The 17,649-nt window shown below is 55.6% G+C and carries 17 protein-coding genes; 12 read left to right on the forward strand and 5 right to left on the reverse strand.

Annotated elements, in window-relative coordinates; genetic code table 11:
- Window positions 1–69 precede the first annotated feature (69 nt).
- Genes bioD through bioB form a run of 4 tightly spaced genes read right to left on the reverse strand, consistent with a single transcriptional unit; the run spans window position 70 to window position 3,673 of the window.
- Window positions 70–747, reverse strand: a complete 678-nt coding sequence (gene bioD / locus V6942_RS06075) for a dethiobiotin synthase (RefSeq protein WP_106924592.1) — start codon at window positions 745–747, stop codon at window positions 70–72.
- Window positions 740–1,495, reverse strand: coding sequence for a malonyl-ACP O-methyltransferase BioC (gene bioC, locus V6942_RS06080; RefSeq protein WP_333500943.1), 756 nt, complete (start codon window positions 1,493–1,495; stop codon window positions 740–742). Before bioC ends, bioD begins: the two co-directional genes overlap by 8 nt.
- Window positions 1,479–2,636, reverse strand: coding sequence for an 8-amino-7-oxononanoate synthase (gene bioF / locus V6942_RS06085; RefSeq protein WP_333500944.1), 1,158 nt, complete (start codon window positions 2,634–2,636; stop codon window positions 1,479–1,481). Before bioF ends, bioC begins: the two co-directional genes overlap by 17 nt.
- On the reverse strand, window positions 2,633–3,673 hold the full coding sequence (gene bioB, locus V6942_RS06090; RefSeq protein WP_106924595.1) for a biotin synthase BioB: 1,041 nt from the start codon (window positions 3,671–3,673) through the stop codon (window positions 2,633–2,635). Before bioB ends, bioF begins: the two co-directional genes overlap by 4 nt.
- 83 nt (window positions 3,674–3,756) lie before the next feature.
- Here bioB and bioA point away from each other — a divergent pair, with 83 nt between their 5' ends.
- From bioA to V6942_RS06150, 12 genes are all read left to right on the forward strand, one after another.
- Entirely contained in the window at window positions 3,757–5,046 is a 1,290-nt protein-coding gene (gene bioA / locus V6942_RS06095; protein ID WP_106924596.1) for an adenosylmethionine--8-amino-7-oxononanoate transaminase, read from the forward strand.
- 70 nt (window positions 5,047–5,116) lie between these two features.
- Complete coding sequence (locus tag V6942_RS06100) at window positions 5,117–5,593, forward strand: kinase inhibitor (protein ID WP_106924597.1); 477 nt, start codon at window positions 5,117–5,119, stop codon at window positions 5,591–5,593.
- Window positions 5,594–6,048: 455 nt separating this feature from the next.
- A complete protein-coding gene (locus V6942_RS06105) occupies window positions 6,049–8,019 on the forward strand; it encodes a PTS mannitol transporter subunit IICBA (protein WP_333500945.1) in 1,971 nt (656 codons plus the stop codon).
- Window positions 8,020–8,071: 52 nt separating this feature from the next.
- Window positions 8,072–9,223 carry a mannitol-1-phosphate 5-dehydrogenase gene (locus tag V6942_RS06110; protein WP_106924599.1) on the forward strand — a complete coding sequence of 384 codons (1,152 nt, stop codon included), beginning with the start codon at window positions 8,072–8,074 and terminating at the stop codon, window positions 9,221–9,223.
- Window positions 9,224–9,394: 171 nt separating this feature from the next.
- The gene (locus tag V6942_RS06115; protein ID WP_223878907.1) at window positions 9,395–9,952 is read left to right on the forward strand and encodes an MltR family transcriptional regulator; all 558 of its coding nucleotides are present in this window, start codon (window positions 9,395–9,397) and stop codon (window positions 9,950–9,952) included.
- Window positions 9,953–10,147: 195 nt separating this feature from the next.
- Complete coding sequence (locus V6942_RS06120) at window positions 10,148–11,431, forward strand: putative acyl-CoA thioester hydrolase (RefSeq protein ID WP_182929259.1); 1,284 nt, start codon at window positions 10,148–10,150, stop codon at window positions 11,429–11,431.
- Between the two features lie 201 nt (window positions 11,432–11,632).
- Window positions 11,633–12,382 (forward strand): GntR family transcriptional regulator, encoded by a 750-nt coding sequence (locus V6942_RS06125; RefSeq protein WP_182929260.1) that lies wholly within the window; start codon window positions 11,633–11,635, stop codon window positions 12,380–12,382.
- Window positions 12,383–12,453: 71 nt separating this feature from the next.
- The gene (locus V6942_RS06130) at window positions 12,454–13,833 is read left to right on the forward strand and encodes a glycoside hydrolase (RefSeq protein WP_333500946.1); all 1,380 of its coding nucleotides are present in this window, start codon (window positions 12,454–12,456) and stop codon (window positions 13,831–13,833) included.
- On the forward strand, window positions 13,833–14,555 hold the full coding sequence (locus tag V6942_RS06135) for a 6-phosphogluconolactonase (RefSeq protein WP_333500947.1): 723 nt from the start codon (window positions 13,833–13,835) through the stop codon (window positions 14,553–14,555). Before V6942_RS06130 ends, V6942_RS06135 begins: the two co-directional genes overlap by 1 nt.
- Entirely contained in the window at window positions 14,552–14,854 is a 303-nt protein-coding gene (locus tag V6942_RS06140; protein WP_106924605.1) for a PTS lactose/cellobiose transporter subunit IIA, read from the forward strand. The genes V6942_RS06135 and V6942_RS06140 overlap by 4 nt, the downstream gene beginning before the upstream one ends.
- A gap of 13 nt (window positions 14,855–14,867) precedes the next feature.
- Entirely contained in the window at window positions 14,868–15,227 is a 360-nt protein-coding gene (locus tag V6942_RS06145) for a PTS sugar transporter subunit IIB (RefSeq protein WP_106924606.1), read from the forward strand.
- Entirely contained in the window at window positions 15,224–16,531 is a 1,308-nt protein-coding gene (locus V6942_RS06150; protein ID WP_333500948.1) for a PTS sugar transporter subunit IIC, read from the forward strand. The genes V6942_RS06145 and V6942_RS06150 overlap by 4 nt, the downstream gene beginning before the upstream one ends.
- Before the next feature lie 43 nt (window positions 16,532–16,574).
- Here the strand turns inward: V6942_RS06150 and pgl are convergent, their stop codons facing one another.
- A complete protein-coding gene (gene pgl / locus V6942_RS06155; protein WP_106924608.1) occupies window positions 16,575–17,570 on the reverse strand; it encodes a 6-phosphogluconolactonase in 996 nt (331 codons plus the stop codon).
- Window positions 17,571–17,649: the final 79 nt, after the last annotated feature.

Genomic DNA, 17,649 nt, shown 5'->3' on the forward strand with positions numbered 1-17,649 from the left:
GTTTTCCACGGTTTAGCATTTACGAATGAAGATGACCACCGGCGCGAATCCCGCCCCCGACAGCAGGACTCACAGTGCGCTAAGGTCAAGATAGCCGCCCAGCGGTTGGGTATCGACCGCCTCACCCAGCCAGGGAATTTCCCCCAGCATCGGGGCTGGCAGCATTCGCTGAAGGGTGCTGAGATATTCGGCATGGCGACGTCCCGGCGGCGTGACGTCATTCGCTATCCAGCCCGCCAGCCGCAGCCCTGCCTGCTGTACCGCCTGCGCAGTCAGAACCGCGTGGTTAATGCAGCCGAGCTTCACCCCGACCACCAGAATCACCGGTAGCCGTTCATCTCGCACCCAGTCGGCGAGAGTCAAGGTCGGGGAAAGCGGCGTGAACCAGCCGCCAGCCCCTTCGACCAACACCCAGTCAGCCTGCGATTCCAACGCGCATAGCCCGGCAGACAGTACGCTGGCCTCGATCGGCCGCTGCTCATCGGCGCTAACGATATGCGGAGAGGTCGGCTCCGCAAAGGTATAGGGGTTGACCTGTTCATAGCGCAGCGGCACGACGCTATTACGCTGTAGCGCCAGCGCGTCGCTGTTGCGCAACCCTTCCTCAGTCATTTCGCTGCCGGAGGCGACCGGCTTATAGCCTGCCGTTCGACGCCCCAGCAAACGCGCAGCCTGCAATAGCGCGGTACTGGCCACGGTTTTGCCCACTTCCGTATCGGTTCCGGTTACATAAAAGCGTTCAGTCACGCGTAATCACTCCAGTAAAAAGGTGGTAAGTCAGCGGGCATTTTCCCGCCTGCGATGGCCAGGCCAGCTCGAGCTGCTGTAGCCTGCCGCGCGTTAACGGCTGACGGCTGCGCCCCTGGTGCAGGTGCGTCGCGCCAATCCCCTTCAGCGAACGCATGGCGCTCAGCGCATTGGGGAATGACAACGTGATGGTGGTTGCACGACTTCGGCTGCGGTACCCCGCCAGCGCCTCGGAGAGCGCCGATTCAGGCAAAAAACGGTTGGCGTGCGGATGGTTATCAATCGCCTGCCAGGCCTGGTTCAGCTCCGGCAGCGAGCCTGCGGTCAGCGTGGTGAACGCCAGCGTCCCGCCGGGGGCGAGCTGGCGATAAAGCCCGGCTAGCGCAGCGGGCAAATCGTTGCACCACTGAATGGCCAGGTTACTCCACACCAGCTCGAAGCCGTCGCCGGACAATGGAATGGCCTCCATGTCGGCGAGCAGGTAGCAATCCGCGGCCTGCTGCTTGCGTGCCTGTTGGAGCATCTCTTCGCTGAGATCCAGCGCGGTAACGTGGCTGCCGCGTTCTCGCCAGTAGCGGCTGTAGCCGCCCGGCCCGCAGCCGACGTCCAGCACGCGAGGAAACGCCTGCGCTGGTAGCTGGGACAGCAGCTGCGTCGCGCTAAGACGCTGTAGTTCATCGTGTTGATGATACGACGTTGCCGCGCGACCAAACGCCGCCGCGACCGCCTGTTTATCCACGCTCGCCATGCAGCACCTCCAGCAGATGCATGATGTCCTGTGCGTCGTGCGCTGCGGTTAGGGTCAGGCGCAAACGGGCGGTGCCAGCCGGAACGGTCGGCGGGCGAATCGCGGTGACCCAGCATCCCTGCTCGCGCAGACGCTCGGCCAACCGCAGGGTTTGCCCGTTATCGCCGACGATAAGCGGCTGAATAGCGCTCGCTGAGTCGGTTAACGTATAAGCGAGGCCGCGGGCGCCGAGGCGAAAGTCAGCCACGTGCTGCGCCAGCGTTTCCCGACGCTGCTGACCATCGTCACTCTGAATCACCGCCAGCGCCATTTGTAGCGCCTGCGCCTGAGCGGGCGGCATGGCGGTGCTGTAAATCAAATGGCGAGCAAACTGCACAAAATAATCGGCCACCGCATGGCTGCAGAGCACGGCGGCGCCGCTCAGGCCAAAAGCTTTGCCGAAGGTAACGATCAGCAGTTCAGGGTGAACGCCCTGCTGATGGCAACTGCCGCGCCCGCGCTCACCGGTCGTGCCAATACCGTGCGCATCATCGACCATTAACCAGGCATCAGCAGTGCGCGCGGCGGCGGCGATTTTGGCCAACGGCGCACTGTCGCCGTCCATACTGAAAACACCTTCCGTCACAACCAACTGCTGGCCGCTGACAGAAGCGGCCAGCAGCGAAGCCAGATGATGGCTATCGTTGTGCTGAAAACGGCGCAGCTGAGCCGGGCTCTGGCTGGCAGCCTCCAGCAGCGAAGCGTGGCTTAACCGGTCTGCGACTATCCGATCTTCACGCCCGGCCAGCGCGGCAATGACCGCCTGGTTGGCGGCAAAGCCTGAGATAAACAGCAGCGCGCGGTCGTAGCCCAGCCAGTCAGCGAGCTGCTCTTCCAGCCGCTGATGCGCCAGATGATAGCCGGTGACGTGACCGGACCCGCCGCTGCCGACGCCGTAGCGTTCAGCCCCGTCCTGCCAGGCGCGAATCACCTGCGGATGCTGGCTGAGGCCAAGATAATCATTGCTGGAAAAGTTGCAGTAGCGACGCCCGGCGTGCAGCAGCCAGCGCCCCGTCCCCTGTTCCAGCGGCTGACGCTGGCGAAAAGCCTGCGCGTCGCGTCGCTCAGTGACGGCCTGTTCTATTCGCTGCTGCCAGCTCATACCGCCGCCGCGTTGTAATAATCGTCGGTATCCGGCGTCATCAACGCCTGTTCCAGACGCTGCTGCTGTTCATTATCACCGGCCGTCACCGTGGTTTGCTGCGGATTAATGCCCAGCTTACGGAACAGCTGTAAATCTTTGTCTTCTTCCGGGTTCGGCGTAGTCAGCAGCTTGCAGCCGTAGAAAATAGAGTTGGCTCCGGCCATAAAGCACATGGCCTGCGTCTGCTCGTTCATCTGCTCGCGGCCAGCGGATAGACGCACATGCGAGGTTGGCATCATGATGCGAGCAACGGCAATGGTGCGAATAAAATCAAACGCATCGACGTCTTCGTTATCGGCCAGCGGCGTCCCCTTCACCTTCACCAGCATGTTGATGGGTACGCTTTCCGGCGGCGTCGGCAGGTTCGCCAGCTGCAGCAGCAGGCCCGCGCGATCGGTAACGGTTTCTCCCAGCCCGACAATCCCACCAGAACACACTTTGATCCCGGCATCGCGGACTTTATCCAGCGTATCCAGGCGTTCCTGGTAGGTACGGGTGGTGATGATGTTGCCGTAAAACTCCGGCGAGGTATCGAGGTTGTGGTTGTAATAATCCAGCCCGGCCGAAGCCAGACGCTGCGCCTGACCGTCGGAGAGCGTCCCCAGCGTCATACAGGCTTCCAGTCCCATCGCTTTCACGCCCTGTACCATCTGCTCGAGGTAAGGCATATCGCGCTCGTGCGGGTTCTTCCACGCCGCGCCCATACAAAAACGGGTTGAGCCCGCCATCTTGGCTTTACGCGCTGACTCCAGCACCTGCTCCACTTCCATCAGACGTTCGCTTTCCAGGCCCGTTTTGTAGCGCGAACTCTGCGGGCAATATTTACAGTCTTCCGGGCAAGCGCCGGTTTTAATCGACAGCAGCGTGCTGACCTGCACCTGGCGGGGATCAAAATGCTGACGGTGAACCTGCTGAGCTTCAAACAGTAAATCCAGCAGCGGTTTTTCAAAAAGAGCGGTGACCTGCGACATTGTCCAGCGTAAAGGGTGAGCCATTGGCTTCTCCGGGGTTTTGTTAATTTTCGGTTCGGTTTATACTCGTAAACCTAAAACTTTTCAAAATGGTTTACAAGTCGATTATGACAACGGACGATCTCGCCTTTGATAGCCGCCACATCTGGCATCCCTATACCTCCATGACCACTCCGTTACCGGTTTATCCGGTGGTTTCTGCCGAAGGCTGCGAACTGCAGCTGGCCGACGGCGAACGCCTGGTTGACGGTATGTCATCGTGGTGGGCGGCGATTCACGGCTACAATCACCCGCGCCTGAACGCGGCGATGAAAACGCAGATTGACCAGATGTCGCATGTGATGTTTGGCGGCATTACCCACCCTGCTGCCGTGGCGCTGTGCCGTAAACTGGTCGCGATGACCCCCGCGCCGCTGGAGTGCGTTTTCCTTGCTGACTCTGGCTCCGTTGCGGTCGAAGTCGCGATGAAAATGGCGTTGCAGTACTGGCAGGCCAAAGGCGAGCCGCGCCAGCGTTTCCTCACCTTCCGTAACGGCTACCACGGTGACACTTTTGGCGCGATGTCGGTGTGCGATCCGGATAACTCCATGCACAGTCTGTGGAAGGGCTATCTGCCGGAGAACCTGTTTGCACCCGCACCGCACAGCCGCTTTGACGGCGAATTTGACGAATACGATATGGTGGCGTTTGCCCGCCTGATGGCCGCACATCGCCATGAAATTGCGGCAGTGATCCTCGAACCGGTCGTGCAGGGCGCAGGGGGCATGCGGATGTACCATCCTGAGTGGCTGAAGCGGATCCGTAAAATGTGCGACCGGGAGGGAATTTTGCTGATTGCTGACGAAATCGCCACCGGATTTGGCCGCACCGGCAAGCTTTTCGCCTGCGAACATGCGGGCATCAGCGCCGATATTCTGTGCCTGGGCAAAGCGTTAACCGGCGGAACGATGACGCTGTCAGCGGCCATCACTACCCGCGAGGTGGCCGAAACCATCAGCAACGGCGAAGCCGGCTGCTTTATGCATGGGCCGACCTTTATGGGCAACCCGCTGGCCTGCGCCGTGGCTGCCGAAAGTCTGGCGCTGCTGGAAAGCGGCGAATGGCAAACGCAGGTCGCCGCCATCGAGCGACAGCTTAAGCGCGAACTGGCCCCTGCTGCCGATGCACCGCTGGTTGCCGATGTGCGTGTACTGGGTGCTATTGGCGTCGTGGAAACGCGCTACCCGGTGAACATGGCCCAGCTTCAGCGTTTCTTCGTGGAGCAAGGCGTGTGGATTCGCCCGTTTGGCCGCCTTATTTATCTGATGCCGCCGTACCTCATCACCACGCAGCAGCTGACGCGCCTGACCCGTGCGGTCTGCCTCGCCGTCGAGCAGGAAACATTTTTTATCCAATAAGCTGCGGTAATCTGCGCGGCTAACCGCTACACTCCTTGGTTAATCAGTAGATTAACCAAGGAGGCAGTTGATGAAATTAGTCAGCCACGACCTGCGTGACGGCGAGAAACTCCCCCAGCGCCAGGTGTTCAACGGGATGGGCTACGACGGCGAAAACCTTTCACCGCATCTGGCATGGGATGACGTGCCGGCGGGGACCAAAAGCTTTGTTGTGACCTGCTTCGACCCGGACGCGCCAACCGGCTCGGGCTGGTGGCACTGGATTGTTGCCAACCTGCCAGCGGACACCCGCGAACTGCCCACCGGCGCTGGCTCTGGTCTGGTCGGCCTGCCCGCCGGCGCGCTGCAAACCCGCACCGATTTTGGTAAAGCTGGCTATGGTGGCGCAGCACCACCGAAAGGCGAAACTCACCGCTATATCTTTACCGTCCACGCGCTGGACGTAGATAAGATAGACGTCGATGAAGGTGCAAGCGGCGCAATGGTCGGCTTTAACGTCCATTTCCATAGTTTGGGCAGCGCATCGCTGACCGCGCTTTTTAGCTAATCTCACGGCCTATACTTTGAGCCCCGCAGGGAAACCTCGCGGGGCTTTTTTATGCCGACAGCCGCACGGTGTAATTTTCTGACGAAAAAACGATGAACCAGGAGAGTCAAAAGACGGGGCGAGAAGAAGGTAAAATTATCTTGTGAATATGATCACAATTCAAAAACAAACACGCCAACACAAAAAGTGATTTTAGTCACAAAACCAAGCTCAACATGCGCGATATTTTAACTTTGTAGCCGACTTACAGGCTTTTTATGTGACTAACATCACCAAAAACACCCTTTAATCGACCCCTTGATAGTGACGCAGATCACAAACACCCCCTGGGGTACGCGAGACGAAAACGGCGTGATAGAGTCGATTTTGCATACAGAACGACTGGATGGTTTTTGGCGAAACCACCACAACTATTACGCGCGCAACATCTAACGCGCACCACAAGGGGTGTTTTTATGTTATCACCAGATATCAAGGTCAAGGTACAGAATTTTGGCCGCTTCCTCAGCAATATGGTGATGCCCAATATTGGCGCATTCATTGCTTGGGGTTTGATTACCGCACTGTTTATTCCTACCGGCTGGCTGCCGAATGAGACGCTGGCCAAACTGGTCGGCCCGATGATCACCTATCTGCTGCCGCTGCTCATCGGCTACACCGGCGGTCGCCTGATTGGCGGCGAGCGCGGCGGCGTCGTTGGCGCAATTACTACCATGGGCGTGATCGTCGGTGCCGATATGCCGATGTTTATGGGAGCCATGATTGCCGGGCCGTTGGGCGGCTGGGCAATCAAACGCTTTGACCGCTGGGTCGACGGTAAGATCAAAAGCGGCTTTGAGATGCTGGTGAACAACTTCTCCGCCGGGATTATCGGCATGCTGCTGGCAATGCTCTCCTTCCTGGCCATCGGGCCAATGGTCGAGCTGCTGTCTAAAGCACTGGCGACCGGCGTCAACGTGATGGTACAGAACAACCTACTGCCGTTAACCTCGATTTTTGTCGAACCGGCGAAAATTCTGTTCCTCAATAATGCGATCAACCACGGCATTTTCTCACCGCTGGGCATTCAGCAGGCAACGGAAACCGGCAAGTCTATCTTCTTCCTGATTGAAGCCAACCCGGGTCCGGGTCTGGGTATTCTGCTGGCATACATGTTCTTCGGTAAAGGCAGCGCCAAGCAGTCGGCAGGCGGTGCAGCGATCATTCACTTCTTCGGCGGTATTCACGAAATTTATTTCCCATACGTGCTGATGAACCCGCGTTTAATTCTGGCGGTCATTCTTGGCGGCATGACCGGCGTCTTTACCCTGACGCTGTTCAACGCAGGCCCGGTTTCCCCGGCCTCTCCGGGCTCTATCTTTGCGGTGCTGCTGATGACGCCGAAAGCGTCGCTGATTGGCGTAGTACTGTCGATTCTGGCGTCAACGCTGGTCTCTTTCCTCACGGCCTCGATGCTGCTTAAACGCGTTCGCGTGGGTGATGAAGAGAGCAACGGCCTGGCGGAAGCCACCCGCCGTATGCAGAGCCTGAAACAGCAGTCTAAAACCGGCGGCAAACCGTCTGGCGAAATCCCGCAGCCGGCGCTGGATCTGGCGAAAGATTTGCACCACGTGCGTAAAATTATCGTAGCCTGCGATGCCGGAATGGGCTCGAGCGCCCTTGGTGCAGGCGTACTGCGCAAAAAGGTGAAGGATGCTGGTCTGAACCATATTTCGGTGACCAACTGCGCCATCAATAGCCTGCCGGAGGATGTCGACCTGGTCATCACCCACCAGGACCTTACCGAACGCGCCATGCGCTTTGCGCCGCAGGCGATGCATATGTCGCTGAGCAACTTCCTCGACAGCGGCCTGTACACCGATCTCACCACCCGTCTGCTGGCCGCGAAGCTACCGCCCGCAGCCAACGATAGCCGACTGATTAATCAGACCATTATCGCCGCCAACGACGATGCATTCACGCCTGGCGAGCGCGAGGAAAACCTGTTTAAGCTCAGCGCCGATAACATTTTCCTCAACCTGACCGCCGCCAATAAAGAACAGGCCATTCGTTTTGCTGGCGAAATGCTGGTATCCGGCGGCTACGTCGAGCCGGATTACGTTGACGCCATGCTGGCGCGGGAAGCGTTAACCACCACCTACCTCGGAGAGTCCATTGCCGTGCCGCACGGCACCGTAGAAGCCAAAGACCGCGTGCTGCGCACCGGGATTGTTATTTGCCAGTACCCGCAGGGCGTCCGCTTTGGCGATGAACCGGACGATATCGCCCGCCTGGTCATCGGCATTGCCGCACGCAACAACGAGCACGTTCAGGTTATCGCCCGTCTGGCCAACGCGCTGGACGATAAGGACGTGATTGAGCGCCTGGCGCAAACCACCAGCGTCCAGGAGATTTTACAACTCCTGTCCGGCGAGCAAGCGGCATAAGGTCTCGGGGGCCTCAGCCCCCGGCTACGGATTTTTTTCGAGGTAAACAGCAATGAAAGCAATTCATTTTGGCGCAGGGAATATTGGCCGCGGCTTTATCGGTAAACTGCTGGCGGACGCCCAGGCGGAGCTCACCTTCGCCGATGTTAATCAACCGCTGGTCGATCAGCTGGCGCACCAGCAGCATTATCAGGTCAACGTAGTGGGTGAAAATGCGCGCGTCGAGCAGGTCAGCCGCATTAGCGCCATCTACAGTAACAGCCCGGACGCTATCGCGCAGATTGCGCAGGCCGATATCATCACCACCGCCGTAGGCCCGCAGGTGCTCAGCAAAATCGCCAGCACCCTGGCCCAGGGGTTGATCGCCCGCTTTGAGCGCGGCAACGCGCAGCCGATGAATATTATCGCCTGCGAAAACATGGTGCGCGGTACCAGCCAGCTCAAGCAGCACGTGCTGCAGGCAATGCCCATCGCGCTGCACGGGTGGGTGGAAGAACACATTGGCTTTGTCGATTCGGCGGTCGATCGCATCGTACCACCGGGGACCGCGGCAAACGACGATCCACTGGACGTCACCGTTGAAACCTTCAGCGAGTGGATCGTCGACAGCACCCAGTTCAAGGGGGCGCTACCGGAGATTGCCGGTATGGAACCCACCAGCAATCTGATGGCCTACATCGAACGTAAACTGTTCACGCTCAACACCGGTCACGCTATCACGGCCTACCTTGGTCAACTGGCCGGCTACCGGACCATTCGCGAGTCCATTCTGGACCCGGCTATTCGTGAGGTGGTGAAAAACGCCATGACCGAAAGCGGCGACGTGCTGATTAAGCGCTACGCCTTCGATTCGCAGCAGCATGCCGCCTACATCGACAAAATTCTGACCCGCTTCGAAAACCCGTACCTGCACGATGAGGTCGAACGCGTAGGCCGTCAGCCGCTGCGTAAATTGAGCGAGAACGATCGCTTAATCAAACCGCTGCGCGGCACGCTGGAGTACGCGCTGCCGAACCGGCACCTGATAATCGGCATTGCCGCCGCGTTACGCTATCGCAGCCACCAGGACCCGCAGGCGCAAGAAATGGCAAACCTGCTGGAGGAAAAAGGGGTAACAAGCACGGTTAATCAGGTTTGTGGGCTGCATGACCAGCCAGAGCTTGTCGCACAGATCGTGAATGTGTATAACGCCATGCAACGTTAACGACGATGTCACCCCATAGGACAGGCGCGGCTGCCGTAGGCGGCCGCTGCCGATAAGAAGGGTAAAATGAAACTGAATCGCCTGCGCATGAACGCGCAACCCGAAAGCGAAAAGCCACACCCAAAGGACTCGGCTCCAGAGAAGCCACCATTTGCAAAAAGCAACGCAACGATGATGGCCCCAATGGACGACGCACACCTTAATCAGAATCAGGCGGTGGAAAACCGCATCCTGGAGCGGCTGAACGCCCGCCAGACGTTGACCGGTTTTATTCAGACCGCCGTCGGGCTGCTGTCCGAAGCGGTGGATCAGCTCATCCTCCAGGCCTTTCGTAAAGATGATTACGCCGTTAAATACGCGGTAGAGCCGCTGCTGGAAGGCAGCGGGCCGCTGGCAAACCTGCCGGTGCGGCTCAAGCTTATCTACGCTCTGGGCGTGATCAGCCGCGATGAATACGAAGACGTCGAACTGCTGCTGGCGCTGAATAACGAGCTGGCGCATGAGAACAAAATCTACAGCTTTACCGACGATGAAATCCTGGGCCCTATCAATATGCTGCACTGCATGACAGCACTCCCGCCGCCGCCTACGCTACACCTGCCGGAAGACGTGGTTGATGATGCGCTAAGAACCATGCAGGAACAGCGCTATCAGCAGATGGTCCGCTCAACGCTGGTGCTCAGCATTACGGATTTAGTGACCAGTCTGGCGCATAAGAAAGCGTTTTAAACGCTGTCGACAGCGGATGGATAATACCCGTAATAGGGCCCTCGCCTTTGCCATCCGCAGTTCTTTGCTTTTCGTTGACATAAGTCGGCAAAAAACCGGCGTTTTTTTTATCAGCGCATCTTCCCGTTTCGCTCAACTTAGTATAAAAAGGCTGCTTTTACAGGATTCTCTTTCACTTACTTAGCCTGGAGCAACATGAACACTTTCTCGGTTTCTCGTCTGGCGCTGGCATTGGCTTTTGGCGTGACACTGACGGCTTGCAGCTCAACCCCTGCGGATCAGCGTCCGTCCGATCAGACCGCGCCAGGGACCTCTTCCCGCCCGGTGCTGTCGACAGATGAAGCGCAAAACTTTACCGCCGCGCGTTACTTCGCTTCGCTTGACCCTAACGCTGCAGCCTGGTCGCCGTCGTCTATCGCCGTGCCGGCGAAAGCAGACTTCGTGGTTGGCCCGGCCGGTACCCAGGGCGTGACGCACACCAGCATTCAGGCCGCCGTTGATGCCGCTATCGCGCGCCACAGCAGCTCACGCATCTATATTGCCGTGCTGCCAGGTGAGTATCAGGGCACCGTTTATGTGCCGGCCGCTCCGGGCAGCCTGACCATCTACGGTACCGGCGAGAAAGCGATTGATGTCAAAATCGGTCTGGCCATCGATTCTGAAATCGACCCGGCAAGCTGGCGTAAGCTGGTTAACCCAGGCGGTAAATACATGCCGGGCAAACCGGCGTGGTACATGTTTGACAGCTGCCAGAGCAAGCGCAGCGCCACGATTGGCGTCATGTGCTCGGCAGTCGTCTGGTCGCAGAACAACGGTCTGCAGCTGCAAAACCTGACGATTCAAAATACCCTGGGCGACAGCGTCGATGCCGGGACTCACCAGGCGGTCGCGCTGCGTACCGATGGCGATAAAACCCAGCTTAACAACGTCAATGTGCTGGGCCGTCAGAATACGTTCTTCGTCACCAACAGCGGTGTTGATAACCGTCTGCAGAACAATCGCCAGACCCGTACGCTGGTCAGCAACAGCTACCTCGAAGGCGATGTGGATATCGTTTCCGGCCGCGGCGCGGTGGTGTTCGACAACACCGATTTCCGCGTAGTGAACTCGCGTACCCAGCAGGAAGGCTATGTCTTCGCACCGGCGACGTCATCCAACATCTTCTACGGTTTCCTCGCCACTAACAGCCGCTTCACCGCTTCCGGTGACGGCGTAGCGCAGCTGGGCCGCTCGCTCGACGTCGACAGCAACACCAACGGCCAGGTCGTGATCCGCGATAGCGTGATTAACGAAGGCTTTAACGTCGCGAAACCATGGGCTGACGCCGCCGTTTCTAAACGTCCGTTCAGCGGCAACACCGGCGCGCAGGACGAAAAAGGTCAGCTGAAGCGCGACCTCAACGACCGTAACTTCAACCGCATGTGGGAATACAACAACCGCGGCGTGGGAAGTCATATCGTGGCCGAGCCGAAGAAATAATCCGCCATCAATAGAAAAAGGCCCATGACATCATGGGCCTTTTTTATATCTGAAGCTTTAACGAAATCAACTAACGCATTGTTTTAAAAGAAAAAAACTTAAAAAATAACGCTGTACTGTGACAGCGATAACATCATGACAATGAGAGATCATGACATCCTTACAACATCAAAGCTCAGGTCTTGTTAAGGATGTCGTGCAATGAAGATCAATAAAAAAAGCAAATTGCCCATGTATGCGCAGCTCTTTGAAATTGTCACGCAGAAAATTAACGCTGGCGAACTCAAGGCGGGCCAACAATTACCTTTTGAGCGAGAATTATGCTTGCAGTATGAAATCAGCCGCACTACCGTGCGCCAGGCGATGGCCGAGCTGGAAAAAGAAGGGTTTATCAAAAAAATACACGGCAAAGGTATTTTTGTTCGCGAGCAAGCGGTGAAGCAAAGCCTCATTACCGTTTATAGTTTTCATGAAGAAATGATGCGTTTAAATAAAACGCCAGGCACCACCCTGCTCCACTTCAGTCTGACCAGCGCGCCAACGCGGATCGCGCAAAAACTGAATACTGAAAATCCTGTTTATCATATTATTCGTCTACGCTCCGCCGACTATGAGCCTATCTTATATGAAGAAACCTATCTTACTAGTGTTCTTTTCCCTGAGCTAACGCAGGAGGATATTGAAACGTGTGGTTTATATAATGCTATAAAAGAAAAGTATAACATTTCCGTTCGCCGGGCGATTGATACATTCAGAGCGATAAATATTAAACCAGATATTGCCAGACATCTGAATGAAACTCCTGGTGCGCCTGGCTTGCAGATTGAGCGCATTGCATTTTTAGATAATACACCAATTGAATACACCGTCGAAATAGCTCGCGGTAGTCAATTCGAATACACCATTGAATTACAAGGCGTGACGCTGAACTCATCAATTACAGCTGTTTGATCAATTCCTGCTCACACGCCTTTTTAATAAGCCGTTAATTAATTTAACCGTATTATAAAGGAGTGACCTGAATGAAATTAACCGTATTAGGCGGTGGCGGCGTTCGCGCGCCATATCTTGCCAAGACGTTAGCATTACAGTCAAAGCAGCTCACACTGACTGAAATATGCTTTATGGATATTAACGAAGAGAAACTGACTATTTATGGCGGGCTAGCCCGGGCTATTGCAAAGAAAATAAATCCTGATTTAACGATTTCCCTGACCACCAGCCCACGGACTGCACTGACCGACGCAAATTATGTTATCACCACGCTACGCGTTGAAGGGGATGCCGGGCGCGTTTTTGATGAAAAACTGGCTCAGAAATACAATATTCTGGGCCAGGAAACCACCGGCATTGGCGGATTTGCGATGGCCCTGCGATCCATTCCTGTCTTAAAAGAGTATCTCGAACTGGCCCGCCAGGTTTCCGCCAAAGGGGTACTGTTCTTCAATTTCACCAACCCATCAGGGCTGGTTACCCAGGCGTTGATTAATGCCGGTTACGACAATGTTTATGGCATTTGTGATGGCCCTGCGAGCTTCATGCGTGAAATAGCAAAACTGCTGGACGTCGACATTATGCGTTTCTCAGCAACCTGCTATGGTCTGAATCATCTCTCGTTCTACCGCGATTTCACCGTCGACGGTAAAGACGTCAGCGCGCAGCTCCTGGCCCATCAGCAGTTGTTCAAAGAGACGGAGATGAAGCTGTTCGACGAAGCAACCATCGACGTTTTACAACAAGAGCTCCCCAATGAGTATCTCTACTTTTATTTCAACCATCAGGCCATTATTACCTCGATAGCTCGCCACGGTTGCGCGCGTGGTGAGACGATTCAAAACATTAATCAGCGGATGCTGGACGAGCTGCGCGCGAATCAATCAGCCAGTATAGAGCAGCAATTTGCTATTTTTGCGCACCATCTGCTGGAGCGAGAAAACTCTTACTTTGCGATTGAAAGCGACGGCCGCCGGGATAACCACTATAAAGCACTCAGCCTCCCGGAGTTTATTGCCGCTCCAGATACCGGCGGCTACTCGGGAATCGCGCTGAATATTATCAGGGGATTACAGAATAAACCTGCGTGGCCAATGACGATTCTGGTGAAAAACAACGACAGCATCCGCCAGTTGCATCCCGATGATGTCATTGAGATAACCTGCGATATGCATGACGGCAAAATAATACCGCGACGCGTCGACGATCTGCCGGCCTATCAGAGCCACATCATCAGTACGATCAAACGCTTTGAAAACCTGACGATTCACGCGATTGAGCAGCGTTGTAAAAAGAGCGCAATTCGGGCGCTCATGGTACATCCGCTGATTAATGACTACACCATCGCCACGCAGATTCTCAATGAGCTACTCGCCGAATATCAGGCCTACACCGGGGAGTGGCGCTAATGGAACTGGCGATATGTGCTCAACAGCAGTTTTCCCGCGTGCTCGGCGACGCCATCATTGATGCTCTTCAGCAAGAAGGCACCGTATGCCTGGCTTCGGGCGATACGCCTCAGCGAGCCTATCAGTACGTTGCCGCAGAATATCAACGTCGCCGCTTCCCGCTGCGCGCAACGCTCGTTGGGCTTGATGAGTGGGTCGGGCTCGGTCAGCAGGATGAAGGCAGCTGCCAGTACGCAATGCATCACGACCTGTATCAACATTTAGCGCTGCGCCCCGGCCAACTCCAGCAGTTCGACGCTACGCATACCGGAGAGGCGTTGGAACACGAGTGCCACCGCATAAACCAGCTGCTGGCCGAACGGCCGCTGCGCCTGACGCTACTCGGGATAGGTCAGAATGGCCATCTTGGTCTCAATGAGCCCGGCAGCGCATTCAACTCGCTGGCGCACATCTCCAACCTTAGCGAAACAACCATTCGCGTTGCACAGAAATATTTCCCGACAGCCACCCGCCTGCATCAGGGCATTACGCTTGGCATTGGTAATATTCTTGCCAGTGAACACATTATCATTGCCGCTAGCGGCGCGCATAAACGCAATATTGTGCAGCGCCTGCTGTTTACGCCCCCGAACGAAAACTTCCCGGCCACCAGCTTAAAACAGCACGCCAATACGCTACTGCTGCTGGATGATGCCGTGTTTAACGTGGAGAGTATTCTATGACCGACGAACAACGGTGGTTCAGCATTATAGCCTGCGCCGGAGAAAGCTTTTCGCAGCTCAATGCCGCGTTACAGGCCGCCAAAAGCGGCGATATCACGCAGGCTGAGGCTTATTTTCACGAATCGGAAGTTAACCTTCAGCGGGCCCATCATATTCAAAGTGAATCGTTACAAGGGGAAATCAGCGGCCAACCGATCGCATTTTCTCTGCTTTTTGTTCATGCCCAGGATCATTTAATGAACGTCCTGCTGGCGCAGAATATTTATCGCGAATTTATCGAACTGTATAAAAATAAATAATCGAGGCCCCAATATGAACTATCAGAATTTATCCATTCTTCTCGTCTGTAACCTCGGAGCATCGACTAGCGTGATGGTGAGTAAAATGCGCGAGGTTGTCGATAACAGTGAAGTACTGAAAGGCCAGAATATTCGTATCGATGCCCGCAGCGCTGGCGATCTAAATACCTATATCGCTGATTACGATTTGGTGATGGTCGGCCCGCAGATGAAGCATAAATTTCCCGAGCTTGCGGCCATCGCCGGGCAATATGCTAAACCCATTGAAGTTATCGACAGCCAGGCCTACGGGCTTGCTGATGGCGCATTAATATTGAAACAAGCACTCTATTTATATCATCTTAATCGGCCTGCCAAGGAAGGTGTAAAATGACAGCCTCACAGCCGTTTCTCAAGAAATTTGAGCAACACATGGTCTATATTGCAACCCGGATTGAGCAGAATCGTTTTATCTCATCGATAAAAAATGGAATGATTAGCTTAATGGCGATTCTGATGGTAGGTTCCATCAGCTTAATCATTACGGGGTTAGGCAGTTTGTTTTCCCCCGATACGGCTATCAGCCATTTTTTTGCGCAATACGGGGCTTTATTTCAACTGCCTTTTACCTATACCTTCGGTCTGCTTTCGGTTTATTGTGCCATTACCATTAGCTACCACCACACGCAAAAAATCAACGTTGCCCCCCTTTACCCCATTATCAGTTCGGTGATGGTAACGATGATTCTGAACAGCAAGATTGTTGAGGGTAATATTAATATTGCGTTTTTAGACTCTCGCGGCCTGTTCGTTGCCATTATTGCCTCACTGGCAACCGTGGAATTTATTAGTTGGGCCTATCGCAAGAAAATCACCATCCGCATCGGCGGATTGCCAGATATGATTGCCAAAACCTTCGAATCGATATTCCCTTTGCTTTTTGTCGTTATAGCAGCCTGCGCAATGACCATTACCAGCCAGAGCCTGTTCAACCAGCAGATTGTGCCCGAACTGTTCACGACTGCGCTGGCGCCGGCCGTCAGTGGCATCGATTCCGTCTGGGGGGTCTTCATCATCATTCTGCTGGAGATGATTTTCTGGTTTTTCGGCCTCAACGGTTACGCGATTCTCATCGGTTTTACGCTGCCATTTATGACGCAATACCTGTCGCTGAATGCAGCAAACTTTGCGCAGGGCCTGCCGACGGAACACGTATTTACCGAAGGCTGGTGGGGCGCATTTGCCGCCTGTACGGGCTCAGGGATTACCGGTGCCATCGCCCTTCTTGGCTTATTGAGCAGAGCACCGCAGCTGAAGGCGGCGGGGAAAGCAGCCATCGTCCCCTCTCTGTTTGGTATTTCTGAACCGGTGGTCTACGGTTTTCCAATCGCCTTTAACCCTTACTTTTTCTTTCCGTTCGTGCTCGGGACACCGATCCTGGCGTCACTGACGTACTTAGTTTTCGACATGGGCTTTGTTGGCGGGCCGGTGGCCCAGGTTGGCGGAATACCAACACCTATTGCCCAGTACTTTATCACGATGGACTGGCGTGCGCCGATCGTCGCGGTACTGGTGATTCTGGCGGGATTATTGATGTATTACCCATTTTTTAAGATGTATGAACGCAGCATTCTCAACAAAGAGAGTGAAATGCAGGCACAGCGGGATAAATATGATGCGTTGAATCTGGACTTCTGATGACGTAAACCACCTGCGCAAGCAGGTGGTTTAACCGCCACGATTAGTGCGCGTACACCACCACCCACATCGGGCCCTGCCCTACGGCATAGCGCCCTTTTTCCTGTAGCAACCCTTGCTCACCGGCAATTTCATACACCGCAATGTGATGCGATTTCTGCCCAGCGGCAATCAGGTATTTACCGCTGTGATCGATATTGAAGCCACGCGGCTGGGTTTCGGTCGGCTGGAAGCCTTCCAGCGACAGTACGCTGCCATCTTCAGAGACGCTAAAGACGGTGATCAGGCTAGAGGTACGGTCGCAGGCGTACAGGTGACGGCCATCCGGAGTGATGTGGATATCCGCCGCCCAGCGCGTACCGGTGAAATCATGCGGCATCATATCCAGCGTCTGAACGCATTCGATTTTGCCGTACGGATCTTTCAGCTCCCACACATCAACGGTGCTGTTCAGCTCGTTGACGCAATAGCCATACTGCTCGTTCGGATGGAACACCATGTGACGCGGGCCCGCGCCCTCTACGGTGGTCACCTCCGCCGGCGTTTGCTCCGCCAGGAAGCCGTCGTCGCTGAGGGTAAACAGGCAGATACGATCCTGCTTCAGCGCCGGTACCCACAGGGTACGGTTATCCGGTGAGATATTCGCCGAGTGGCAGCCTTCCAGCCCTTCCACCACCGTCACGGTATCGCGCGGAAGACCGTCTTGCAGGCGAATCACCGCCACATTGGCCTGGTTGTAAGAGGCGCTGAAGATAAAGTTGCCTTTACGATCGGTGGAAATGTGAGTCGGGCTACCCGGCAGCGGCGCTTCGGCAGCATAGGTCAACGCACCGTCGTCCGGTGCAATACGGTAGGCCAGCACGCGGAACTCCGGGCGCACGCCGACGTACAAATAGCGTTTATCAGGGCTGATGACCATCGGCTGCACCTGCCCCGGAACATCCACCACCTGGACCAGCTTCAGGCTGCCGTCATGGTTCAACGTCCAGACGTGGATCTGCTGGCTCTCGGGGCTGGCGGTATAAACGGTCTGTTTCATGAACACTCCTTTCTGAAAACACATAATTTGCGGCTATTTATCACACCATTTTGCCGCGCAGGTATCTCGGTGTACCATC

The sequence above is a fragment of the Kluyvera genomosp. 2 genome, assembly GCF_036759865.1.
GTDB lineage: Bacteria > Pseudomonadota > Gammaproteobacteria > Enterobacterales > Enterobacteriaceae > Kluyvera > Kluyvera ascorbata_B.

What these genes read in the sequence shown, in the direction of transcription:
- bioC (WP_333500943.1), bottom strand. Translation starts at nt 1,495, where the DNA reads ATGGCGAGCGTGGATAAACAGGCGGTCGCGGCGGCGTTTGGTCGCGCG.
- bioF (WP_333500944.1), bottom strand. Translation starts at nt 2,636, where the DNA reads ATGAGCTGGCAGCAGCGAATAGAACAGGCCGTCACTGAGCGACGCGAC.
- bioB (WP_106924595.1), bottom strand. Translation starts at nt 3,673, where the DNA reads ATGGCTCACCCTTTACGCTGGACAATGTCGCAGGTCACCGCTCTTTTT.
- bioA (WP_106924596.1), top strand. Translation starts at nt 3,757, where the DNA reads ATGACAACGGACGATCTCGCCTTTGATAGCCGCCACATCTGGCATCCC.
- V6942_RS06100 (WP_106924597.1), top strand. Translation starts at nt 5,117, where the DNA reads ATGAAATTAGTCAGCCACGACCTGCGTGACGGCGAGAAACTCCCCCAG.
- V6942_RS06105 (WP_333500945.1), top strand. Translation starts at nt 6,049, where the DNA reads ATGTTATCACCAGATATCAAGGTCAAGGTACAGAATTTTGGCCGCTTC.
- V6942_RS06110 (WP_106924599.1), top strand. Translation starts at nt 8,072, where the DNA reads ATGAAAGCAATTCATTTTGGCGCAGGGAATATTGGCCGCGGCTTTATC.
- V6942_RS06115 (WP_223878907.1), top strand. Translation starts at nt 9,395, where the DNA reads ATGATGGCCCCAATGGACGACGCACACCTTAATCAGAATCAGGCGGTG.
- V6942_RS06120 (WP_182929259.1), top strand. Translation starts at nt 10,148, where the DNA reads ATGAACACTTTCTCGGTTTCTCGTCTGGCGCTGGCATTGGCTTTTGGC.
- V6942_RS06125 (WP_182929260.1), top strand. Translation starts at nt 11,633, where the DNA reads ATGAAGATCAATAAAAAAAGCAAATTGCCCATGTATGCGCAGCTCTTT.
- V6942_RS06130 (WP_333500946.1), top strand. Translation starts at nt 12,454, where the DNA reads ATGAAATTAACCGTATTAGGCGGTGGCGGCGTTCGCGCGCCATATCTT.
- V6942_RS06135 (WP_333500947.1), top strand. Translation starts at nt 13,833, where the DNA reads ATGGAACTGGCGATATGTGCTCAACAGCAGTTTTCCCGCGTGCTCGGC.
- V6942_RS06140 (WP_106924605.1), top strand. Translation starts at nt 14,552, where the DNA reads ATGACCGACGAACAACGGTGGTTCAGCATTATAGCCTGCGCCGGAGAA.
- V6942_RS06145 (WP_106924606.1), top strand. Translation starts at nt 14,868, where the DNA reads ATGAACTATCAGAATTTATCCATTCTTCTCGTCTGTAACCTCGGAGCA.
- V6942_RS06150 (WP_333500948.1), top strand. Translation starts at nt 15,224, where the DNA reads ATGACAGCCTCACAGCCGTTTCTCAAGAAATTTGAGCAACACATGGTC.
- pgl (WP_106924608.1), bottom strand. Translation starts at nt 17,570, where the DNA reads ATGAAACAGACCGTTTATACCGCCAGCCCCGAGAGCCAGCAGATCCAC.